Below are 23,700 nucleotides of genomic sequence, written 5' to 3'. Positions count from 1 at the left end.
AAGACTGCGTGTCAGGTGCCGCAGAAGGTCTGCAGCACGCGCTCCTCCGGCTGGGGCGGCTCGGTGTAGGTCGCGAATGCCGGCTGGTCGTCATAGGGCTTGGCCAGCACGGCATGCAGCTCCTCGAACGGCCTGTAGTCGTCGTTCTCGACCGCTGCCGTGATCACCGCCTCGATGCGATGGTTGCGCGGGATGAAGGCCGGATTGACCTTGCGCATGGCCTCGCGCCGCTCGGCCGGGGTCTGCGGCTCCTCGGCAAGCCGCTGCCGCCAGCGCTGTGCCCATTCGTCGAAGCCTGCGGGATCCTCGAACAGGGCGCGGACCTCGCTGAGATCACCGCTGCCGGCGGCATCGCTGAGGCGGCGGAAGGTCAGGGTGAAGTCGGCCTTGGCGTTGGCCATCGCGTCGAACAGCGCCTGCGCCAGCGGCTGATCGCCCTCGCGTTGCGTGAACAGGCCGAGCTTGCGGCGCAGCCCCGCCTGATGCGCATCGGTGAAATCAGTGGCAAAACCGTCGAGCGCGGCTTCGGCGTCCTTGATCGCCTGATCCTTGTCGTCGGAGAACAGCGGCAGCAGGCATTCGGCCAGCCGGGTCAGGTTCCACATCGCGATGCGCGGCTGATTGGCGAAGGCGTAGCGGCCGAACTCGTCGATCGAGGAGAACACCTGCTTCGGATCATAGCTGTCCATGAAGGCGCATGGGCCGTAATCGATGGTCTCGCCCGAGACCGACGTGTTGTCGGTGTTCATGACGCCATGGATGAAGCCGATCAGCAGCCAGTCCGCGATCAGCTTGGCCTGCCGCGCGATCACCGCGTCGAGCAAAGCGTGATACGGCCGCTCGGTGCCGGCGAGATCCGGATAGTGCCGGCTGATGACGTGGTCGGCGAGCCGGCGCACCGCCTCGGTATCCTGGCGCGCCGCGAAATACTGGAAGGTGCCGACCCGGATATGGCTGGTGGCGACCCGCGTCAGCACGGCGCCGGGCAGGGCGATGCCGCGGTTGACCTGCTCGCCGGTCACGACGGCCGCCAGCGAGCGGGTGGTCGGGATGCCCAGCGCGGCCATCGCCTCGCTGACGATGTATTCGCGCAGCACCGGTCCCAGCGCCGCGCGGCCATCGCCGCGGCGGGAGAACGGGGTGGGGCCGGAGCCCTTGAGCTGGATGTCGCGGCGGACGCCGTTGCGGTCGACGACCTCGCCGAGCAGGATCGCCCGGCCGTCGCCGAGCTGCGGCACGAAATGTCCGAACTGGTGTCCGGCATAGGCCATCGCGATCGGCTCGGCCCCCTCGGGCACGGTCTTGCCGGCCAGGATCTCGGCCCCCTCGGCCGTCTCCAGCTGTTTCGGATCGAGCCCGAGCTCCTCGGCCAGCGGCCGATTGAGCTTGATCAGCCGGGGCGCGGCGACGGGGGTCGGCGCCACCCGGGCAAAGAAATTGTCCGGCAGCGCGGCGTAGGAGTTCTGGAAGGGGAAATGCACAGTCATCGATGGCAAATAAGCACATGGGCGTGCTTTTCGATACCCTTAGAGTGCTATTTTGACACGGCTGAAGCTATGTTATGCAACCACCAGCCTATCCGCATAGCCGCGTCTTACAAATAAGGGAAACCAAGGTTCATCATCCACAATCCCAGGGCACCACAGCGCAGTAAATGTCGAAGTTGGCACGTTCCAAAGCGTAACGGTTCGACCTTGAGTGTTTCCATAGCCGAGAGCTTTGGATCGACAGACGTCGTCAATGACTGGGAGTTCGGAAACCGAGCGAATACATTCCTCTCCAACGTGACGTAAGAAATCCAAGAAAGCTGGGGCAATTTCAGTCGGACTAAGCGGGTCAGCTGCCAATGCTCTCCCGTAGGACAGTCCCAGAAATTTCAGGCCAGCGTCAACAAAAGCTAAGTGTCGTTCTACATTGCCGTAACTATCATCCTTACCTACGCAAGTGCATAGTCTAACTTTCAGCTCTCGCAGCCGAGATTTGGCATTATCATCAAGCTCGAAAAACTCGATGCCTGCTTCTTTGCGGACCTCGGCCTTATCGCTCTTGTCTTGTAGGCCGAGCCACCTGAGCAGTTGCGCCGAAAACTGCGTGCCGGAACTAATATTGTCATCAACAAATATGACATTCTCTCCGGGCTTGGCAACGCCGAGCATCTCATGGACAGACTTGTGAATTCTAATTCCGATGAGGCGCAGGTCTTGCCGAAATTCCTGCTTAAGAAGCTCGAGCGCCATATGAGCGCTGGTGCCTGCAAGCGGAACTAAATGAATCGTTTGGGCTTCGTCGTCTTGACGAATGGCTTGTATTGTCTTTTCAACCGCTTCTTGTAGCAAGGCGCTCGCGGTCTCCCGATTGAGAAAACTAAGAGAAGCCAAAAGTCTGCGGGCATCCTCCCGGAATCTTGGTGGGAACTGATTCAAAAACTGGCGAACTGTTTCGACGGTTACCTGCCAATTGTACTGCCCAGAAAACTCTTTGAAGCGATCGGCAATATCCTCGATATTCGTCGTGCGTCTCTCTGGGACCGCTAAACGAGGCTTCTTGTCGTAGTACCCCGTTTTGGAAAGCTTTTCACGATAGGACGTTAAAGTCTTGCGATCAAGTCGGCAGCGGCGAGCTGCTAAGCTCTCCGCAATGTAAAATCGCTTTAGAACTCGGACTTGGACAAGTCGCGCGTGCGAGCTATCGGAGATTTTTCCGAATCGCAGATCTATATCCATTTGCCCGATATCGTTTCCAAAATAGTCATACAAAACGCGCTGGGCAGCGAGAAATACGATTTCGGCCCAGTCGGGAGAGCAGTTTACAAAGCCGATTGAGCGACCAATTTCCTTCGCGCTAATCAACTGCTGGGCTCGCGAGTAGTCTCCAGAGCTTTCGAGTTCGCCTTCGTGAGTAAATATAGCGCAGGAAGTTGGCGTTGAGCTGTGGTCGGGGAGGGGGATGAAGAAAACAATTGGGGTGCCCACAGGCGTGGCAGTTCCCTTTTTGCTTAGTTCGCTTGCAATGATCAGAGCTTCGTGGGCAATGCGTTGTTCGAGTTCCAAATGGATTTTGCTGGACCTAAATGTTTTAGATTTCTCTTTTAGCCCCTGTACTATTTCGTGAAACGGGTCCTTGGAAGTGACTTCGTGGTGATAAAATGGCGCGGCGTCTGCTGCGCTCAATCCAGAAAATATGCTAACGTACGGTACTATCGGAGCGTAGAAGTCTGGAGAAAATGCAAAGGCCCGCTTTGGTAGGTTTCGTCCTCTCAGTTTTTGAGCTAGCTGCTGGGCAGACGTGCATTTTGTTTTGAGGAGTCTGTCTAAAAGCGTATCGTCGGTTTCGGTAAACGAAGTGAGGACTTCACTCCAATCCTCGTCCTCCGTCTCGATTGCTGCGTTGAATATTGCCACTGCAAGCATTCGTTCTGCATTGCGTGTCACCGGATGTCTATAAACTCTCTCGTAGAGAGTGGCTCTCGCAAAAGCGATTTCCTCGATAGTATCGACTCCAGCGCTGTTAAGAACAAGTATGCGGGCTGGACGATCAAGATCTGCGTCTTGAAGATTCAATACTCCTCTATCTGCGAGTTTCTGAGTTGTAGTTCCGGTGCATTCAATCAGTGTCGAGCTTAGGAAAAGACGGGTTTGGTCAATGGCGACCGGAACGTTGCACATAGTCGAGTCGCGCAGCAGATAGTCGACCTTGTCGCAATCCACCGAGCCTGAAATTAATTGGCTGTAGCCTGGAAGGTTTGGATCGAGTGGTGTGCCAGATATTAGGCAAGCTACTCGCAGGTAGGCCCATTTGTCTTTCCGGAGCGCGGTGTAGAATCGCTTAAATCGTGGTGAGAGCAATATGGCAATACTAAGCTTCTCGCTGAGTTGAGAGTCGCTGTTGGGGAGCTTTTTCATAAGGCAAATTTCGAAGTCTCTGATCGAACTGCCGCCGATTTGGAACTTGATGGGCTCGGACTCGAAGATCTTTTCCAGGACGTGTGATAGAGGAAAGTGCCCGATATCGTGCAGAATGGCGGCATGCTTGAGATCGAGCGATAAAGTTTCGCAAATCTCATGCGACGTTAGTCCGTCGGAAAATTGCCTCGGTTGCTTCGTGCTCGCGTTTATGCTGGCAATGTATTTTGATACAACCGCATGCACACCCAGCGAGTGTTCAAGTCTCGCGTGGGAAGCTGACGGATAAACAAGGTATGTAAAGCCGTTTTGGCGAATGTATCGGAGGCGCTGTAGTATAGGTGAATCTAAGATCGCTACTGTGGTACGATCGAGTTCGATCATTCCCCAAATTATATCTTTGACTACTTTCGAAACATGAGCGGCTTGCTTTTCAACGGTTGCGTGATCCGGCCATCTGGGATCATCAAATCTGTCTGTTTGAGACGTGACGTATGAGTCCGTGAAACCTAAGCGATCAAAAGCGGAATTTAACCCCTTTTCGAAATCAAGCAGCCCCTCTGGGGCCTTGCCCAGAAAGAGAAGCCTCTCGATCTCCAGGAATGTATCAAGTGCTGGAAAGTCCGTATTGTCTTTCATCGGACGCCGACATTTCTTTCCCTAACATTTCAAATTCTTTTGCAGCTGATTTTGCAAGCTCGGACCATCTCTTGTCGAGACGATCTAACGCGCTTTGAGCATATGATGGAGAGACGTTGAAACGGAGGTCAGCAAACGCAGGATTTGGGGAGGACACCATGCTGGTCTGAAGCCCACGAAGATGAGCTTCGAAATTATCGTAAGACCCGCTTAGCCCTGGGGCGAGCGAGGTACGTATCTTAAGCAAATCGTACAATGTATCTTTATCGTTAGTTTCAGCAATTATTTTGTCAAGTTTGTTCAAGACGGCTTGGAAGCCGCGGCGGGCAGAGCCGCTTCTAGGCCTGATCGAAGTAATGCCGTTCGCCACTAGCGCAGAAACAAATGCTGCGCAGAATGCATCGATAGTGATTGCATCGGAAGAGTGTAGTTCCATGGGTGCTATCCCGTGCTCAGGTTTAGAACAAATGGCGAACATATTTACGCCGATCTGCACGGTTACTCAAGACTCAGATTCTGACGCAGGTTGGGTTGAATAAGGCATTCTGTGACCCGAAGGTACTACATTTGGTATGTTTTCTGTGAACATCGTCGAAACCTGAGAGGTTAGCGTGACTTCAGTCGATTTGACCCCAGACAGTTGGTTGCCGTGTGCAAGTGGCTCGGCTAAACGGACGCGCAGGCAGCTCCATCCAAACGTGCGCCGATTCCCTTTTCAAATCTAGTTTCAGGACGACCATGCATCGCTACCGGACCCATACCTGCGGCGCGCTCCGCGACAGCAACATCGGAGAGACGGTCCGGCTGTCCGGCTGGTGCCATCGCATCCGCGACCATGGCGGCGTGCTGTTCGTCGATCTGCGCGACCATTACGGCATCACCCAATGCGTGGTCGATCCCGACTCCAAGGCGTTCAGCCTCGCCGAGAAGCTGCGCTCGGAATGGGTCGTGCGCATGGAAGGCAAGGTGCGTCACCGCCCCGAAGGCACTGACAATGCCGAGCTGCCGACCGGGCAGGTCGAGCTCTACGTCGCCGACATCGAGGTGCTGGGCCCCGCCGCGGAGCTGCCGCTGCCGGTGTTCGGCGAGCAGGAGTACCCTGAGGACATCCGGCTGAAGTACCGCTTCCTCGATTTGCGCCGTGAGAAGCTGCACCAGAACATCATGACCCGCGGCGCCATCATCGATTCGATGCGCCGGCGGATGAAGGAGCAGGGCTTCTTCGAATTCCAGACGCCGATCCTGACCGCGTCCTCGCCCGAGGGGGCGCGCGACTTCCTGGTGCCGTCGCGCATCCATCCCGGCAAGTTCTACGCGCTGCCGCAGGCGCCGCAGCAGTACAAGCAGCTCTTGATGATGTCGGGCTTCGACCGCTACTTCCAGATTGCGCCGTGCTTCCGCGACGAGGACCCGCGCGCCGACCGCCTGCCGGGCGAGTTCTATCAGCTCGACGTCGAGATGAGCTTCGTCACCCAGGAGGACGTGTTCGCGGCGATGGAGCCGGTCATCACCGGCGTGTTCGAGGATTTCGCCAAGGGCAAGCCGGTGACCAAGAACTGGGCCCGCATCCCGTTCGCCGAGGCGATCCGCAAATACGGCTCCGACAAGCCCGATTTGCGCAACCCGATCGAGATGGCCGATGTCTCCGAGCACTTCCGCGGCTCCGGCTTCAAGGTGTTCGCGCGCATGCTCGAGGACCCCAAGAACCAGGTCTGGGCGATCCCGGCACCGGGTGGCGGCTCACGTGCGTTCTGCGACCGCATGAACTCCTGGGCGCAGGGCGAAGGCCAGCCCGGCCTCGGCTACATCATGTGGCGCGAGGGCGGCGAGGGCGCGGGTCCGCTCGCCAACAACATCGGTCCGGAGCGCACCGCTGCGATCCGCAGCCAGATCGGCACCAAGGAAGGTGATGCGGCCTTCTTCGTCGCCGGCGATCCTGACAAGTTCTGGAAGTTCGCAGGCCTCGCCCGCAACAAGGTCTCGGATGAGCTGAACCTCGCCGACAAGGATCAGTTCAAGCTCGCCTGGATCGTCGACTTCCCGATGTATGAGTACAATGAGGACGACAAGAAGGTCGACTTCTCGCACAACCCGTTCTCGATGCCGCAAGGTGGCCTGGAGGCGCTGCAGACCCAGGACCCGCTGACCATCAAGGCGTTCCAGTACGACATCACCTGCAACGGCTACGAGATCGCCTCGGGCGGCATCCGCAACCACAAGCCGGAAGCGATGGTGAAGGCGTTCGAGATCGCCGGCTACGGCGAGCAGGAGGTCGTCGACCGTTTCGGCGGCATGTACCGTGCCTTCCAGTACGGCGCCCCGCCGCATGGCGGCATGGCCGCGGGCGTTGACCGCATCGTCATGCTGCTCTGCGGCACCACCAATCTGCGCGAGATCTCGCTGTTCCCGATGAACCAGCAGGCCATGGACCTGCTGATGGGCGCGCCGTCGGAAGCCTCGACCAAGCAGCTCCGCGAGCTGCACATCAAGACCAACCTGCCGAACAAGTAGTTCGGCAGGCGCCTTCGACCCGTAGCCCGGATGAGCGAAGCGACATCCGGGTTCACCCCCACGGCTCGTGAGGCCCCGGATATCGCTTCGCTCATCCGGGCTACGGCTCGTCGCACCGCGACGCGGCCGGCTGCTGCGAACGGGCGGCCAATGGCCGACCTCGCGATGGTTCCAGCGCAAGGTGATCCAGCCTTCAAGGCGTTCCCGCGCATTCTATCTTCTCCCGTCAACGCTGATTAAGTCTGCAGATAACTTCATGCCCGTCGTCTGACCGCGTGCGAGCAGGCCCGCATGCGTCGGATCATCGCGCGCATGTCGCTGAAGCGCACGCGGGGCAGGTCCGGGAACAGCACGGCAAAGCGTTGATTCTGAATATCAATCGATAGCACCCGTTGTTAGTTCGGAGTCTTGTAGGACGCAGCTCGAACAAGGGCGCGACGCTGCGCGCAGCAAACGCGGAGCGAGAAGGCTCGGCCGAATGGAGGTTGCGGTGTCATGCAACCTGTCCTTAATAGAAAACCTGTCTGACTCATGTAGTGAACATAGCCAACCAATCAAAAGAAGACGGATAGTTCAAAATGACCGTTCGCTGGTGTGCGCTCCTTCTCGGAACTTGCTTCTTCCTACCTGCCGCTTCCGCCGCTCCCATTTCCCCCGATGTCGTTCGTGATCTCGCCTCCCGTGTCGGCCCTGTCGTCGGCCAGGCCGCGACCTGCCGCGAGATTGCCCAGGGACGTGTCCAGACCATCATCGATCAGTTCAGCGAAGTGATCCGCCAGGGCTCTTCGAATGGCGGCGAGCGCGATGGGCTGATCCGCAGCTTCAACAGCTTCATCGCCGAGGGGCGCGGCCGGGTCGCGTCCTCGCAGGTGAACTGCCAGACCGCGGAACGCCAATTGGCGGAGCTCGAGCGGTCGCTCAGCCAGCAGCAGTCGTCAGCTCCCACGCTGTCCCTGGCGCTGGCGCCCTCGACTGCGGCCGCGGCGACACAGCCCACCGCCAACCTGCCGCCCCCGCTCGCGCATGGCGTCAGCGACACCGAGATCCGCTTCGGCACCGTCATTCCCTTTTCCGGCGTTCGCAAGGAGCCGGCGCGCCAGATGAAGCTCGGGATCGAGACCGCGTTCGCCCGCGCCAATGACGCCGGCGGCATCAACGGCCGCAAGCTGCGGCTGATTGCGGCCGACGACGGCTATGATCCCACCCGGACGCTTGGCGCAATGACCCAGCTCTACGAGAAGGACCAGGTGTTCGGCTTCATCGGCAACATGGGGACGGCGAACAACGCGATCGCGATTCCCTATGCGCTGGAGCGCCGCGCGCTGTTCTTTGCGCCCTATAGCGGCTCCGCCGTCGTCCGCCGCGATCCGCCCGACCGTTACGTGTTCAACTATCGTGCGAGCTATGCGGAAGAAACCGCCGCGATCGTGCGTTACCTGATGAAGGTGAAGCGGATCCCGGCCAAGCAGATCGCCGTGTTCGCGCAGAACGATGCCTATGGCGATGACGGCGCCAACGGCGTCGCCAAGGCGTTCCGCTCGCTCGGCATCAACGATCCGATCATCCGCTACGGCTTTCCGCGCGGCACGCTGGATGTCGACGAGGCCGTCGGCAAGCTGAAGGCGCAGACCAAGCCGGCGATCAAGGCCGTGATCATGATCGCAACCGACCGCGCGGCCGCGAAGTTCATCGAAAAGACCCACGAGGCGGTTCCGGGGTTGATCTACGCCAACATCTCCGCCGTCGGCTCGTCGTCGCTGGCGGCCGAGTTGAAGCTGCTCGGGGCCAAATACACCAATGGCGTCATCGTCACCCAGGGCGTCCCGTCGGTGGCCGGCTATTCGAGCCTCGTGCTCGACTACAAGACCGCGCTGGAGAAGTACTTCCCCGGCGAAGCGCCGGACTACACCTCGCTCGAAGGCTTCATCTCGGCGAGCATCCTGATCCAGGCGCTGAAGCAGACGACGCCGCTCGAGACCGAACGGCTGGTCGACACGCTGGAGTCGATGCAGAGCATCGATCTCGGCCTCGGCAGCACGCTCTCCTTCGGACGCGCCGAGCACCAGGCCTCGCACAAGATCTGGGGCACCTCGCTCGACGAGACCGGCACCTACCAGGCGATCGAGCTGGAATGAGGCGCGAGGCGCGGGCGTGGCAGGCACAGCCGCCGAGGTTGCCGCCCCGCCCGCGCGCTCACGACAAGGTACCTACCCATCACGGTACCGCCGCATGCTTAGCTATCACAACGCCCACCTGTGCCAACACCAAGCTGCAGCAGTGGAGCTGCAAGCGGCTGCGTTGCGCGGTGCTGCCGGTATTGCATCGCCGGAGCACCACCGACTTGAACCGTCGTCGTCACGGTTCCGTCGCCAACAGGCCGATTTTGCCTAGTCGACTTCTCTCGCTGGGGTGCGGGAGGAGGAGACATGGCGGAAACCCGCCGCGGACGTGCATTGGGCGTTGCGAACGCGGCCGGTGCGTCGTGGTCGCATCAGCGCACCGACGATGCCGCAGGCGGCACCGTGCTGGTCCGCCGGCTCGTCGCCGCGATGTTCGCCGCCACGCTCACCGCCTGCGCGCGGTCGCCGGATGTCGGCGGTGGCCTCGCCAAGGGTGCTGCAGGCCAGCAGGCCGCGCTGACGCAGACTGCACCGGCCCAGCCGGCTCCGCAGGCAAGCCCCATCCCGCAGACGACCGTTCCACCGGTCGCGAGCGCTCCGCCGCGTCGCCCGCGTTACGTGCCGCGCGGCCTCGCCAGCTACTACACGGCGCCGCAGCCGACCGCCAATGGCGAGGTGTTCGACACCACGGCCATGACCGCCGCGCATCGCAGCCTGCCGTTCGGCACGCGCCTGCGCGTGACGCGGCTCGACACCGGGCGCGCCGTGACGGTGCGGATCAACGACCGCGGCCCCTATGTCGACGGCCGTGTGGTCGACTTGTCCTATGCCGCCGCAGCAGCGCTGGACATGGTCGACTCGGGTCTCGCGAACGTGCGCCTCGATGTCGTGCGCTGGCCGAAGCCGCGAGTGCCCAAGTCGCTTGCCCCCGTCAATGCGCGGCCGCTGGCACGCCCCGCGCCGACGCGCCTCTCCTTGCTGCAATTTCTTGGAGTAGCGCAGACCGGGAAGTAATCCGGTGAGCGATATTTGCCGAGGGCTGCTCGACGGCGTCGTCTGATGTTCCCTTGCGCTGTGCGTCCTCGCGAGAGGCCGTGCGTGACGAGATGAAGCGCCCGCCGCTCCGCATTGCGAACTTCGGAAAGTATGTGGGGAAGGGCCGAGGCTGTTTGTATCGAGAACAGTCTGTTCCGACCGCGCTAGCAGCTCTTCTGTCGCAGATGCTGGATGCAGGTGCAGGTCGCGGACGCCGGATACTTCACGTCGTAGAAGGGGAAGCTCGAGGTGGTCGGGCTGTTGGTCGAGCAGCGCGGAAACAGGTAGTAGCTGTCCGAGATCGTCATCGGGCCGGTGACCCCCGATCCGAGATTGGGTTTATAGTTGTAGGACACCTCGCCCAGAATCAGCGAGATGTTGGCGTTGGTGGTGCCCGTGCCGGTGAAGGACGACAACGTCATTCTCTGGCCGACCGGCCTCGCGGCTGTCGAGTTGGTCGACTGGCTCCATTGCACCGTGGCATTGCCATTCTTGTCGGTCGAGACTTCCGACACGGTGACGGTGATGAGCGAGTTGCCGTTGTCGTCCTTGACCGCATAGGGGGCCATGATCGACGTCGATGCCAGAAGAATGCTCTGCATCTGGGCCGCAGTCACCTGCGTGTTCTGCGAAACCATGTCGGCGACGCTGTGCGAGGTTTCGCTGACCTTGACGCTGATGGCGAGGCCGTTGCCAAGCTCCACACCGCCCAGATAGAGCGTCAGCATGAACGGCAGCACGATCGCGAACTCGGTTGCGGCCACTGCGTCGACGTCGGTCCACAGCCTGCGTGCGTGCAGCGGAAAGCCGGCAAGCATGTCTTTCTCCTTCTAAGAGGACGGCTCATTCTGGAAGGCGGCCGAGCCCATCATCAGCCGGTTGCCGTTCGAGACGTTCGACAGATTGAAGCCGAGCGGTCCCAGCACGACGGGCCACACATACATCACCCGAAGAACGACGATATCGCCGGCGTTTCCGGGGTTGTATTGCCAGGTGTTGGTGACGGTTCCCTTGCTGTCGAACGTCAGCGTCGGCATCGCCGTGTTGGCGGAGGACCACGCATTGGCCACCTGCAGGTCGATCATCACTCCGTTGCAGTCGAAGAAGATGAGGATCTTCTTGCAGACGACCTGCTGCTTGAACGCATCCTGAGTCAGGGTCTGGGCCTGCACTTGCCCGGTCATGACCATGCGGGCCGACTGCTGGACCACCGATTCGAGCAGCTGCTGCGCAAAGAACACGAGAAACGTCTGGATGAGCGCGATGATGAGCGCCAGAAACGGCGCAGCCACGAGCGCGAACTCGACGGCGGTGGCAGCTCTGTTGTCGCTGACGAAGGCCCGGCAGGCGTTGCGGTGCCCGGCCGGTGATGCTGCTCGTGCTCCGATCATGACGGGGGCCTTACTGCACGAGGCTGGCGGTGCTCGACGCGACCTTCAGGAACAGATTGGTCAGTGCCGTCGAAATGTCGCCGCCCGTCTGAACGTTCGCGAACAGGCCAGGGGAGGCGCAGGATTTCAATCGCTGTGCGATCGTGCCGGTCGAGGAGGACGGGAGGTTGAACTGGGCGATGCGGCTGTTGTACCAGCCGTCCGACGTCAGCTGCAGATACTCGGTGTAGAGGATCGCGATGCGGACTTTCTTGGCCTTGATCGTGTCGCATATCGCGGTGTTGAGCGGCTGCTGGCAGCGCACTTGCGTGCCTGCGGCCGGGAGCGGAGTGGTTGCGTTGGGGTCGCAGCTTGCCGACTTCGCGATGAGCTTGTCCTCGACCCCGTCGGTCACCAGGAAGATCACCTCCTGCGGCGTATCGCCCGACTGATTGGTGCCGCTGCCCGGGTTGGGCATGATGTTGTTGAGGCTGGTGAGCGCGCCCGAGATGTCGGTGCCGAAGTCGGTGTTGCAGACCGAGGTCGTGACGCAATTCTGGTGGTCGACCGTCAGCAGCTGGATGTTGGAGATCTGTGTGCCGGCGGTCGAGGGACTTGTCAGCGTCTGGACCGTGTTCAGATTATAGTCGAACGTGTAGATCGCTGCCTTGTACGTGGTGTTGTTGATCGCCGACATGCACTGCATGACCCCGCCGGAGACGCCCGCCTGCAGGCAGGACCAGGGGCCGACGAGCAGTTGTTTGACGGCGTTCACCACGAGGTCGATCCGCAGGGTCACGTTGTTCGTACGTGCGATGCTGAGATTGTCCTTGGTCGACGAGTTCGCCCCGCTGTCGAGGTTGGGGTGCGTCTCGTGGCAGGCAAACCCGCAATTCTTCGACCCGGACGGCTGGCCGCTCGTTTTGGAGATCAGGTTGTCGATATCGGTCTGGGTCGCGGCGATCGCCATCGACGGCGAGTCGTCCAGCAGCAGATAGAAATTCATGTTCGGCGCGCTGGAGGCCTGCGCCTTGGACGAGCCCCAGACCTGCCATGACGGGCTGCCGAGCACCGAGGGGAAATTGTTGATGGATTGGGCGACGTAGGAGACGGTGATCGTCCGCTGCAGTCCGGAATCATCGACGGTGATCGTCGGTGTCGGCACCGCCGTCAGGCCGGGAAGCGCGGCCTTGGCCGCAAACACGGCTGCCGCAGTCGCCTTGACGACGTCGGCGTTGGTCTCAGTCAGCATCGCCGGCCTGACGGCCGCAATCGCCGCGGCATCTGCCGCCGCATCGAGCTGGTTCTGTCTGCGCTGCTTCTGCGTGTAGTCGAGCGCCATGCCCAACAGATAGATCGTGGGCACCATCATCAGGGCGAAGATGACCGCAACGTTGGCCTTCCGATCCCGTGCATAGCGAAGCACCAGGCCGTGCAGCATGACCCCTCACCCTCGTTTGGCGGCGTTGGCCGTCTCAGCGTCCCCGGGATCGGCCTCGACTGTCGTCCAGAACAGGGCCCGAGCTGTGTTGCAGATTGTTTCCCGTAGTTTCCACGATAGAGGGTATCGGGTTAAGCAAAGCTTACTGTATCCGGATAATGCAGCCCTGGCGTGTGCGATGCTTCCGCTCGATGCAACGCGTGGGAGAGTCGATGTGAGTAGTTATGCGCTTCGTTAGAACTTGAGTTGAATTGGCGGCAATTCATCGGTCCGCGCCGAGCTGAGAATCCGGTGCAGGCCGCAGGGAAGCATCAGGGTGAAGCGGCGCTCCTGATGGCTTGGCGCAAGGGCGGTCCGCAATGACGGCGAGGGAAATAGCGAATGCTGTTAGTCCAAGCCTGATCACGTCGAGCGTAGTCGACCCAGGGTCTGCCCGACGGGCAATATCTGCATTTCAACCATGCGCAAACTGCCCGTCGTGTTAGTCTGTCGCAGTTTTTTCGCTTGCCTCGTCGGGCAAATCACCTCCACATTTCCGGCCATCCCGCCTCGATGAAGAGGGACGGTTCGCGGTCGTCACGAGACGTGAGGTGGGGAGGCGGTGGCTGCAGTCTGTCGCAACGCGCGTGTCGCGTGGACGAAAGGCAGGCTGCAGGCGGTCAAGTCGTGTGGTCCTGACACCCCGATGCTGGTGTCAAGTTCGCGCCGATGCCTTCGGGCGTCGCGTGGATGACGGGGGCAAACAAGCCGGTCCCCGAGGAGAGCGCGAAGCAGCCGAAAAGCCCATCGCGCAGGGAATGCCGGTTGACGGCAGCACCTGTGGTACCTGCCGCCTGCATTTTTTTTCGCAGGCGGGCCATGGGTTGCGGCCAGCACCCGGCATTCCCTGCGCCCTCTTCGATTGTAGAGGGCCGAACGACCGGAACAACTCGGGCGCTTCAGCCGCGGGATCGTGGAGACGCGTCCCTTAGCTCGCGAGAATCTCATCGTGAAAATCATCAGGCAACGCCAACGACTCCGCGCAGATCGACGACGGTTCGAGAAGTACGGAATCGAAGTTTTGTGTCGGGGTGCTGCGACTTGCTCGGTGCACCTCGCCCCGCTCTTGTCCGCCGTAGCTCGAAGAGCGAAGGCGGATGCGGGCGCGCGAGCGAAGCTCGTCGTGGCCCCGTGAAGAACGGGGAGAGGGAGCGCACTGTGCGTGTAGCGGGAGTGGATATCATCGCAATCCGATCCCACTGCCGCGCTTTGCGCGCCCCGGAATGGCGGAGGAGAGAGAGGTGTCCGAGCGTGCCCGCCAAGCTCACGGCGCCGTCTGGGCCTCGATCTTGAACTGCGCCAGCGCGCTCGGTGGGTCGATGGCGATGAGCTGGGCGAGCTGCATGGCCGGCACCTTGGCGCGCGGCGAGAGCTTCAGGGTGAAGGTCTGGCGCGGCCGCTCGACGAAGCGGCTGATCGCATCGACCGCGCCGACGACGTCGGCATTGTCGGCCGCGACTTGCGAGCCGATGGCCTTGATGCTGTCGACCAGCGCCTTGCGCGCGGCGTCGCGGGGGATGCTGTGGCCGCGGGCGTAGTTGGCGACGAGCACGTCGATCGCGCCGAGATCGCGCAAGGTGAATTCCAGCCCGGCGGCCTCGATCTGCCCCGCGGCGGTCGTCGCCTGCTGCAGGTCGATCGTGAACACCTCGCGCGGCACGCGCGCAAGCGAGACGTTGGCGGACGCCGCGAGCAGGTTGCTGACCTCGAGCTTGAAGGGTTGAAGCGCGAACGCACCGGAGCTTTCCGTCCAGCCGAGGCCGAGATCGGCATCGAAGGCGGCGGTGTCGATGCCGGCGACCAGGAGCGGCAGCAGCGCCGGGTTGGAGGGATCGAGCGGTCCGGCCATCTTGGCCACCAGGCGCGCCTGGGTCGGGATCGGGCCGACGAACTGGCCCCAGTCGAGGCTGATATTGTCGATCTGCACCGGCTTGTCGCCGGCCTTATAGGGCGCGGTCAGCCCTTTCAGCTCGATGCCGTCGAGCAGCTTGAACAGCACCACCGCATCAGTCGGGGCGGGCTTCGCGCCCGTCGCGGCATATTTGGCGGCGAAATGCATCAGATTGGCGAAATCGAAGCCCTTGAGCGCGAAGCGGCCGAGCTTGACCGGGCCGTTCGGCGCGCGGCCATCAAAACCTTCGATCGCGATGTCACCTTTGCCCTCGCGCAGGTCGAAGCGCAGCGCCGCCAGCTTGACCGGCCCCTGCGGGGTCTCGATCGAGAGGCCGCGCATCTCGGCGTTCTTGATCGCCATGCCTTCATAGATGCCCGCGACCTTCTCCATGAGCTCGCGTGTTTCTTCGGGCGTGGGCTGCGCCGCCGTCGATGCGGGCAGGGCTGCGATCAGCGCCGGCAATTGCAGGCGCGATGGCCGCACGCTGAACTCGTCGGCGGAGAGGCCCTCCATGCGCATGCGCACGCCGGCGTCGGAGTTGATCTCGTAGGCACCGGTCGTGACCCGGCCATAGACCCGATAGGTATGGTCGTCCTTGGCGGCCTCCGGATTGAGCACGGCCAGGATCGCATTGGCGTCGATGTCCTGGTGAACGATGCCGACGATGCGGCCCTGCATCTTCTCGATCTTGCCGGTCGGCTGCTGTGCGGTCGCCGCGAATTTGCTGGCCGGCTGCTGCAGGCTCATCGTGAACGCGACCTCGTCGAGCTTGTAGCTCGCGATCCGGCCGGCCTTGATGGTGTCGAAGGTGAGCCCGGAATATGTAAATTCGGCCGGGGCCGCGGAGGGGCCGCCCTCCATCGTGCCGGTGGTGCGCGGCACGCTGATCGACGAGGCGCTGATCGCGACGAACTGCTGGGCGAGGGCCCGGTAGGTCTCCAGCATGCCGGCGCCGGCGGGAAGCGCGGTGAACCGGATCGGGCCGGCATAATCCTTCACCACCAGTTGCGGCAGCTTGTAGCTGAGGCGGAGCGGCGAGGGGCCGGGCATCTGGCCCGTCATCGTGACGTCGCCGAGCTCGATGCTGGCGGCCGTGACATGCTCGGAATCAGGCTGGCTCAGCCCGGTCGCGGTGAAGGTGCCGAACGTGACGCTCGCCGGCGGCTGGGCGGCCGACTCGACCTTGACATCGGCGATTGTCAACTTGCGACTCCACAGGTCGAAGGCGACCTTGCCGTGGCTTGCGGTGGCGCCGTTCTGCCGGATCTGGGCGAAGCTGGCGTCGACTTCGCGCTCGGCACGATTCTGGGCGTACCAGGGGGCGCCGATGAAGCCGGCAATGCCGAGGGCTAATACTGTGAGTATTCCGATCAGGACACGGGTCATTTGATGTGCTCCGCCCAAGGCTTAGGCAGCAAGGGATGATGGTCTCAATGAAATCGATGGAGTAGGGATGTGCTTCTGCGAACAGGGGAATCGCTGGTCCGGGATGCCGGCGAACATGGTTTCGGATGTTGCATGAAAGCCGCCCAACGTGCATCACATGCGCTTCCACCGGCCGGAAAAACCGACGTCTGACCGAGACTCAAGAGACCAAAAATCCGGGTCGGAAACGCTGGAGCACGTATGTCGTCGTCCTATTCTGAAGATCTTCGTTCCGCAGCCCTGGCCTATCACCGCCTGCCGCGGCCCGGCAAGCTGGAGATCCAGGCCTCCAAGCCGCTCGCCAACCAGCGCGACCTCGCGCTCGCCTATTCGCCGGGCGTTGCTGCAGCGTGCACCGAGATCGCCAACAACCCCGCCGAAGCGGCGACGCTGACCGCGCGCGCCAACCTGGTCGCCGTCGTTTCCAACGGCACCGCCGTGCTCGGCCTCGGCAATATCGGCCCGCTCGCCTCCAAACCGGTCATGGAGGGCAAGGCGGTTCTGTTCAAGAAATTCGCCGGCATCGACGTGTTCGACATCGAGATCAACGCCGAGACGATCGACCGGGTGGTCGAGACGGTGGCGGCGCTGGAGCCGACTTTCGGCGGCATCAACCTCGAGGACATCAAGGGTCCGGAGTGTTTTGAGATCGAGGCGCGCCTGAAGGAGCGCATGAAGATCCCGGTCTTCCATGACGACCAGCATGGCACTGCGATCATCGTCGGCGCGGCGATCAAGAATGCGCTGTCGCTGGCCGGCAAGCAGCTGTCCGAGGTCAAGATCGTGACGTCGGGCGCGGGCGCGGCCGCGATCGCCTGCCTCAATCTGCTGGTCTCGATGGGCGCGCAGCGCAAGAACATCTGGGTCACCGACATCGACGGCGTCGTCCATGAGGGCCGCAACACGCTGATGGACCCGTGGAAGGCGGTCTATGCGCAGAACACCGACAAGCGCACCTTGGCCGAGGTGATCGGCGGCGCCGACATCTTCCTGGGCGTCTCCGCCGGCGGCGTGCTGAAGCCCGACATGGTCAAACAGATGGCCGACAAGCCGCTGGTGATGGCGCTCGCCAATCCCAACCCTGAGATCATGCCGGAGGAGGCGCGCGCGGCGCGGCCGGACGCGATGATCTGCACGGGACGTTCGGACTTCCCGAACCAGGTCAACAACGTGCTCTGCTTCCCGTTCATCTTCCGCGGTGCGCTCGACGTCGGCGCCACCGCGATCAACGAGGCGATGAAGCAGGCGGCGGTCGACGCGATCGCACAGCTCGCCCAGGACCCGCCGTCGGATGCGGTGTCCCGCGGCTTCGACACCGGCGAGACGCAGGGTTTTGGTCCGGGCTCGCTGATCCCCTCGCCATTCGATCCGCGGCTGATCCTGCGCATCGCACCCGCAGTGGCGAAGGCCGCGATGGACTCCGGCGTCGCGACGCGGCCGATCAAGAATTTCGACGAATACACCGCGCTGCTCGAGCGTTTCGCGTTCCGCTCCGGCCTGATCATGAAGCCGGTGTTCGCGAAGGCGAAGGCGCAGCCGGTGCGCGTGATCTATGCTGAAGGCGAGGATGAGCGCGTGCTGCGCGCGACGCAGGTCGTGCTCGAGGAGAAGCTGGCGCGGCCGATTCTGGTGGGCCGTCCGAGCGTGGTGGAAGCGCGTATCAAGCGCTTCGGCCTGTCGATCAAGGCCGGCACCGATTTCGATCTCGTCAACCCCGAGGACGATCCGCGCTACCGCTCCTATGTGCAGAGCTACATCGAGATCGCCGGCCGCCGCGGCGTCACGCCGGATGCGGCACGCACCGTGGTGCGCACCAACGCCACCGTGATCGCGGCGCTGGCCGTCGTCAGGGGCGAGGCGGATGCGATGATCTGCGGCGTCGAGGGCCGCTACATGAGCCATCTGCGTCATGTCCGCGAGATCATCGGCTTCATGCCGGGGGTCAGCGACTTCGCCGCGCTGGCGCTCACCATCACCAGCAAGGGCGCGTATTTCATCGGCGACACCCAGGTGCGGCCGAACCCGACCGCCGAGGAGCTCGCCGAGATGGCCTCGCTGGCGGCCAATCACGTCACACGCTTCAACATCAAGCCGAAGATCGCCTTCGTCTCGCACTCTGATTTCGGCGGCTACGACACCGACTCGTCGCGCAAGATGCGGCAGGCGACTGCGCTGCTGAAGCAGCATCGGCCGGACCTCGAGGCGGACGGCGAGATGCAGGGCGACACCGCGCTGTCGGCAACCGCGCGCAAGGCGATCCTGCCGCATTCCGATCTCGAAGGCTCGGCCAACGTCCTGATCATGCCGAACCTCGATGCCGCCAACGTCGCCTATCAGATGATCAAGGTGCTCGCGGATGCGGTGCCCGTGGGGCCGATCCTGATCGGACCGGCACGGCCGGCGCACATCCTGACGCCGTCGGTGACCGCGCGTGGCATTCTCAACATGACGGCCGTGGCCGCCGTCGAGGCTCAGGAGCGGGCGGGGAGGGCGCAGCCGACGCTGTTCGCGTGAGCTGGTCGGCGTGATCGAAGTGTGGCGGAATTCGTCCGGTTTCGGTCGTATTCCGTCCGCCTTTATTGTTGAAAAGCGTTCGCGACGTCACATATCCGGCCCGATGGGCCGGCGCGACACATCGTTTGAAGTTGATCCGTGAGGGCGAGAATGCCGGGTTTCATTACGTTCGGGCGCGTTCTGTTCGCCGTGATCTTCATCTACACGGGCGCGACCAAGCTGTTCGGCATTCCGGCGACCGCCGATCTCATCGCCGCCAAGGTCACGATTCCCACGATGCTTGCACCCTATGCGGCGCAGCTGGAGGCCGCGGCAAAAATGCCGATGCCGCAGATCCTGGCGATTGCAGCCGGCGCTTTCGAGATTCTCGCGGGCGTCATGATCGCGCTGAACTTTCTGGGGCGATTCTTTGCAGCGCTGATGATCATCTTCGTCGGCGCGACGATCTTCTATTTCCACGACTTCTGGAACCAGACCCCGCCCGACAACGCCAAGACCCTGATCGACGCACTGAAGAATCTCTCGATCATCGGCGCGCTGTTCATGATCTTCGGCTACGGCAAGGGCCCGAAGGCGCCCGAGCAGAACGCCTATGGCGACATCTGACGGCTTTGCTAGCTGGCGCGTTTCCAGGCGGTGACGCTGACGTCATCGGCGGGATCGAGCATCAGCTGATTGGCGGGCGTGTAGCCGTGCGTCGTCAGCACCTGCTGCGGCGACCGGCCGGGACCGACGCCGGGAAAGCACGGGGCGCCGTCGGGCAGCAAGACGTGGGGCGCGAGCGACAGGAAGAAGGTGTCGTAACGGTCCAAGAACATCTCGAACACGACCGGACCGCCGATCACGGCCACCGTCCCGGTCGTCACACCAGCGGCTTCGCAGGCGGCCTCGAACGAGGCACCCGCCGGGTTCCATAGGGTGGAGAGCGGCTTCTCCGTGTCAGGCGCCAACCCCGCCACCTTGCCGGTCACGACGATCCGCCGGCGCTTCGGCGAGTTCGGCTGGTCCTCGTAGGAATTGCGGCCGTGGACGATCAGATCGGCGCTGTCGAGCGCCTGGGAAAAGAATGCGGCGTCGCCGGGAAATTTCAGGACCGGCGGCATCAGATTGTGGGAGTCGGCCAACTTCCCGTCGGCCGACACGATGACGTAACCCTCGATACGAAGCCTGGTCACTGACGAAAGCAATCCTCGATCATTCGGACACTGTCGTCACAACGCTCGAGACCGGCCTTTGGCTCACCGTCGGCAGCTTCGCGACCTTGGCGAGCTGCTCGTCATATTGCGGCAGCGACTGCACCGGCGACTTGGCCCGCATCGCGACCACCTTGTAGCCGCCGGCCTTCAGGCGGCGCAGCATCTCGGGCAGGGCTTCGGCGGTATGCTTGTGGAAGTCGTGCATCAGGATGATGCCCTTGCCGAGCTTGTCGAGCTTCTTGAAGGTGACGTCGATCACCGCCTGCGCATTCCTGGCCTTGAAGTCGAACGAGTCGAGATCGCAGGAGAAGATGCCGACGTTGCGGGTGCCCAGATATGTGACCATCTCCGGCGGGTGCTGCAGGGCGGGGAAGCGGAAGAACGGCGCCGGGGAGTTGCCGCCAAGCGCCCATTTCACCGCGCTGATGCCGAGCTCGATCTCTTCCTTGCGCTGGTCTTCGGTGAGCTTCTTGTTGGTGAGCGCGGCATGCGACCAGGTGTGCGTCCCGACGGTGTGGCCGGCATTGTAGACCTGCTTCAGGATCTCCGGATAGTAGGTCGCGTGCTTGCCGATGATGAAGAAGATGCCGGTGGTGCACTGGTCGGCGAGCGCCTTGAGCACGCCGGGGGTGTTCTCCGGCCATGGACCGTCGTCGAACGTCAGGACGACCTCGTGGTCCTTCAGGAAGTCGAGGTCCTTGAAGTGCTCGAAGCCGAAGCCAGGGCCGCCCGTCGTGTCGATCTCGACCGTGCGGCCGACTCCGAGCGCATCGGCATTCATGCAAGGTGCGCGGGGCGGCTGCGCCTGGGGAGCCGCCACGGCGGCCTGGGCGGGTGCGGGAGCCGCAGCCGGCGTCGGCGCTGCCGCCGTGCGCTGCGCCTGCGACCAGGCTGCACCAGACGTCAGCAGCGAAGCCGCCAAAGAACTCGCGAACACCAATCCTGCTGCAATCCGCATCGTGTTTCCTCGGGGTTGTTGCAACGGGAGCGCCAATGTCGAGAGTCGCTCCGCCATCCGGGCCGGGATACTAGCCCAGCAGCCGGAGTGGCGCCAAAAGGAAACGAGGCAAAAACACGGGGAAGTTGCCGGCCTCCGCCGCATTCTTGCCAAGTGTTGCTCAGCCGTCCGCGAGGATCCGGGCCACCGCCGTCTTGACCCGCGTGTCCGTCGGCTCGACCGAGGAGGCGAACACCTCGGCGAGGTAGCCGTCGCGGCCGATCAGGTATTTGTGGAAGTTCCAGCGCGGGGTGTCCTTGGGTCGCGCTTCCGCGGCCCAGCGGTAGAACGGGTGGGCGTTGGAACCGGTCACCACCGCCTTGGCGGCCATCGGGAAGGTCACGCCATATTCCTGCTTGGCCAGGTCGGCGATGTCGCCGGCAATTCCAGGCTCCTGATTGAAGTCGTTGGACGGCACCGCGATGATCGACAGTCCGCGCTCGTGGAACTCGCTCCACAGCTTCTGCAGACCGGTGTATTGCGGGGTGTAGCCGCACTGCGAGGCCGTATTCACGACCAGCACCGGCTTGCCGGTGAAATCGGCGAGACGGATCGGCTCGCCGGCCAGAGCGGGGAAGGAGAAGCGGTAGGCCGTCGTCTTGCTCAGCGCGCTGTCCGCTGAGGCGGCGCGCGACGCGAGCGTCGCCGCCGACAACGACGCACCGACGCCGAGAAGAACCATCCTGCGATCGATCATGTGAATCTCCCTAGAGCCAGCCCGTGTGCATGAATGCGCCTGCGCTCGACCAGCGACTTTTGAACGGCCGCGGAGTCGAGTTGGATCAGGCTGCGTTCCAGCAAGGGGATACCCCTGGCCTTGGGCGGAAAGAAGGACCGCTTCGGTCGTCAGCGCAGCGAAAGAATGAACTCCGTGCCCTCGCCGGTTTCGCCTTGATTGACGCCCTGATCGGAGACGATCAGCGAACTTCCGGTCGACAACGCTTCGCCCAGCCAGGCCATGACATCCGCCGGAATCGTGATGCGGTCGAGCGCCTCGGCCGGGCTGCTCGGTTGAACGACCGGCTTCGACTCGACGCGAGCGTCCGCGGGCTTCTTGCCGTGCCGGGTCACTTTCTCCGCGCCGTCGTTCGCCGCGACGCTGCGCGCCGAAACCGGAAGCGAGACGACCGACCAGCGCATGGTAGCGGGATCGGCCTTGTCAGCCGTTGCGGTGAACACGTGCGTGCCGAACGGCTTGTCGCCCGGCGCGATGGTGATTTGGGTGTTGAACACCGGAGCGAAGTTCTGCCGCACGTACAGCTTCGAATCCTTGCGGCTGATGAAGATCGCGACCTGGCTGTTGCGCTTCAACTCGGGCTTGGGCGCGATCGGCTTGTCCGGTGCGGCAACACGCGACTGATCCTTGGAGGGATCCTTGGAAAGGTCATTGGGATCGAGAGGCGTTGCCGGCGCATCTGCCGTGGTTGCGGATGGCGCCGCGGGCTGATCCGCGATCTTGGCATCGGCAGGCTTCGTATCGGCCAGGCCGACATCGCTCGAGTTCGTCGCTTCGGCCTTTACCGGTGCATCGATCGGCTTCTCGGCGGCCGGAGCCGCTGCCTGCGTCGGCTGGCTCGCAAGTGACGGTGCGGCGTCGATGGCAGGCTTGTTCTCATCCTGATCGGCAGCCTTGGCTGCGCCCGGCTTCGTCGCAGCGTCCACCGTTGGACTCTCTCCCTTGACGGCGCTCTCGGCGACACTGGGCTTAAGCTCGGCAGCACCGCTCCGGATCTCCGCCGCTTCTGACCGCGTGGGTTCAGTCTTGGGCGAAGCGTCCGAGGCCACAGCCGCCAGTCCAGTCGCATTGCCGGCATCGGCTGTGCGCGTCGGGGCGCGGGATGACGGCGTCATGTTGCCGACTTCCGCATGACCGATCGTTGCACGCAGGTCGGTCGTCGCGACCGTGATCGCCGTGGCGACGGCTGCGCCCTTGTCCGACTTCGCTCCAGCAGGTGCATTGGCGTCGGGCTGTACCGAAGCGCTCGGCTGCGGCGCCTTCAGGGCTGCGAGCATCGGGTGCGAGAAGCTGGCGGGCGCGACTTCACCCGGCGTGACCAGAACCCGCGATCCCATCCGTGTCCAGCCATAGATCCGGGTCGCAAAGCTCGCGGGCATGCGGATGCAGCCATGCGACGCAGGATAGCCCGGCAGCACGCCCGCGTGGAGCGCAATGCCTGACCAGGTGATGCGCTGCATGAACGGCATCGGCGCGCCACTATAGATGTTGGAGCGATGGAATTTCTGCTTCTGGATGACGCTGAAAACGCCCATCGGCGTGGAGTGGCCCTTCATGCCGGTCGATACCGGAGCTTCAGCGAACAGGCCGTTTGCGTCGTAGATTTTGAGCTGCTGCTTGTTGACGGAGACCGCAACCGTGATCGGGCCTTGCGGCTTGGCGGCCTCCTTCTCGATCTTTGCCGCCTTCTGGAGCTGTCGTGCCTTGGGCTTGCGCGGCACGATCGGACGTTCGGAGGGTGAGATGACCGGCTGCGGTTCGTTCCAATAGTAGTAGGACGCTGCTCCAGCCTGCGACGTCGCTGCTATGACAAGCGGTACTGAAACGATTGCTGCACAATAAAACCGCCCCCTGGCGGCTGCACGAACGCAGAGCATTCCG

At 62.6% G+C, this 23,700-nt stretch carries 16 protein-coding genes; 5 read left to right on the top strand and 11 right to left on the bottom strand.

The features are described from left to right. Nucleotides 1-11: 11 nt before the first annotated feature. The 3 genes from S58_RS20220 to S58_RS37650 all read right to left on the bottom strand — a co-directional run bounded on the left by S58_RS20220 (nt 12) and on the right by S58_RS37650 (nt 4,977). Nucleotides 12-1,487: a protein adenylyltransferase SelO gene (locus S58_RS20220; RefSeq protein WP_015667228.1), complete on the bottom strand. Its 1,476-nt coding sequence runs from the start codon at nt 1,485-1,487 to the stop codon at nt 12-14. 72 nt (nt 1,488-1,559) lie between these two features. Beyond that, nucleotides 1,560-4,541: a phosphoribosyltransferase-like protein gene (locus S58_RS37655; protein ID WP_144058354.1), complete on the bottom strand. Its 2,982-nt coding sequence runs from the start codon at nt 4,539-4,541 to the stop codon at nt 1,560-1,562. Beyond that, nucleotides 4,510-4,977, bottom strand: coding sequence for a hypothetical protein (locus S58_RS37650; RefSeq protein ID WP_015667226.1), 468 nt, complete (start codon nt 4,975-4,977; stop codon nt 4,510-4,512). The genes S58_RS37655 and S58_RS37650 overlap by 32 nt, the downstream gene beginning before the upstream one ends. Nucleotides 4,978-5,279: 302 nt before the next feature. Here S58_RS37650 and aspS point away from each other — a divergent pair, with 302 nt between their 5' ends. The 3 genes from aspS (at nt 5,280) to S58_RS20205 (ending at nt 10,186) form a co-directional block, all read left to right on the top strand. Next, a complete protein-coding gene (aspS, locus tag S58_RS20215; RefSeq protein WP_015667225.1) occupies nt 5,280-7,052 on the top strand; it encodes an aspartate--tRNA ligase in 1,773 nt (590 codons plus the stop codon). Between the two features lie 578 nt (nt 7,053-7,630). Further along, nucleotides 7,631-9,187: an ABC transporter substrate-binding protein gene (locus S58_RS20210; protein ID WP_015667224.1), complete on the top strand. Its 1,557-nt coding sequence runs from the start codon at nt 7,631-7,633 to the stop codon at nt 9,185-9,187. A gap of 291 nt (nt 9,188-9,478) precedes the next feature. Next, nucleotides 9,479-10,186 (top strand): septal ring lytic transglycosylase RlpA family protein, encoded by a 708-nt coding sequence (locus tag S58_RS20205; protein ID WP_015667223.1) that lies wholly within the window; start codon nt 9,479-9,481, stop codon nt 10,184-10,186. Nucleotides 10,187-10,371: 185 nt separating this feature from the next. On the opposite strand, the gene S58_RS20200 is transcribed toward S58_RS20205, so the two are convergent. The 4 genes from S58_RS20200 to S58_RS20185 form a co-directional block, all read right to left on the bottom strand. Then, complete coding sequence (locus tag S58_RS20200) at nt 10,372-11,025, bottom strand: TadE/TadG family type IV pilus assembly protein (protein ID WP_015667222.1); 654 nt, start codon at nt 11,023-11,025, stop codon at nt 10,372-10,374. 12 nt (nt 11,026-11,037) lie between these two features. Then, on the bottom strand, nt 11,038-11,598 hold the full coding sequence (locus tag S58_RS20195) for a TadE/TadG family type IV pilus assembly protein (protein ID WP_015667221.1): 561 nt from the start codon (nt 11,596-11,598) through the stop codon (nt 11,038-11,040). A 10-nt stretch (nt 11,599-11,608) separates the two neighbouring features. Then, a complete protein-coding gene (locus S58_RS20190) occupies nt 11,609-13,018 on the bottom strand; it encodes a TadE/TadG family type IV pilus assembly protein (protein ID WP_015667220.1) in 1,410 nt (469 codons plus the stop codon). Nucleotides 13,019-14,321: 1,303 nt separating this feature from the next. Beyond that, nucleotides 14,322-16,337 carry a hypothetical protein gene (locus tag S58_RS20185; RefSeq protein WP_015667219.1) on the bottom strand — a complete coding sequence of 672 codons (2,016 nt, stop codon included), beginning with the start codon at nt 16,335-16,337 and terminating at the stop codon, nt 14,322-14,324. A gap of 240 nt (nt 16,338-16,577) precedes the next feature. Between S58_RS20185 and S58_RS20180 the strand changes: the two genes are divergently transcribed. Together S58_RS20180 and S58_RS20175 are read left to right on the top strand one after the other, a co-directional pair. Continuing rightward, nucleotides 16,578-18,890, top strand: a complete 2,313-nt coding sequence (locus S58_RS20180; RefSeq protein ID WP_015667218.1) for an NADP-dependent malic enzyme — start codon at nt 16,578-16,580, stop codon at nt 18,888-18,890. A gap of 150 nt (nt 18,891-19,040) precedes the next feature. Next, the gene (locus tag S58_RS20175; RefSeq protein WP_015667217.1) at nt 19,041-19,496 is read left to right on the top strand and encodes a DoxX family protein; all 456 of its coding nucleotides are present in this window, start codon (nt 19,041-19,043) and stop codon (nt 19,494-19,496) included. 8 nt (nt 19,497-19,504) lie between these two features. On the opposite strand, the gene S58_RS20170 is transcribed toward S58_RS20175, so the two are convergent. The 4 genes from S58_RS20170 to S58_RS20155 form a co-directional block, all read right to left on the bottom strand. Further along, nucleotides 19,505-20,065, bottom strand: coding sequence for a dihydrofolate reductase family protein (locus S58_RS20170; protein ID WP_015667216.1), 561 nt, complete (start codon nt 20,063-20,065; stop codon nt 19,505-19,507). 19 nt (nt 20,066-20,084) lie between these two features. Further along, nucleotides 20,085-21,044: a polysaccharide deacetylase family protein gene (locus S58_RS20165; RefSeq protein WP_042339985.1), complete on the bottom strand. Its 960-nt coding sequence runs from the start codon at nt 21,042-21,044 to the stop codon at nt 20,085-20,087. Nucleotides 21,045-21,204: 160 nt separating this feature from the next. After that, nucleotides 21,205-21,780 carry a glutathione peroxidase gene (locus tag S58_RS20160; RefSeq protein ID WP_015667214.1) on the bottom strand — a complete coding sequence of 192 codons (576 nt, stop codon included), beginning with the start codon at nt 21,778-21,780 and terminating at the stop codon, nt 21,205-21,207. Between the two features lie 149 nt (nt 21,781-21,929). After that, the gene (locus S58_RS20155) at nt 21,930-23,696 is read right to left on the bottom strand and encodes a L,D-transpeptidase (protein ID WP_015667213.1); all 1,767 of its coding nucleotides are present in this window, start codon (nt 23,694-23,696) and stop codon (nt 21,930-21,932) included. Nucleotides 23,697-23,700: the final 4 nt, after the last annotated feature.

It is taken from the genome of Bradyrhizobium oligotrophicum S58 (assembly GCF_000344805.1).
GTDB classification, from domain to species: Bacteria; Pseudomonadota; Alphaproteobacteria; order Rhizobiales; family Xanthobacteraceae; genus Bradyrhizobium; species Bradyrhizobium oligotrophicum.
Note: the sequence above shows the minus strand (reverse complement) of the source record. Positions and strands in the feature narration are given on the sequence as shown.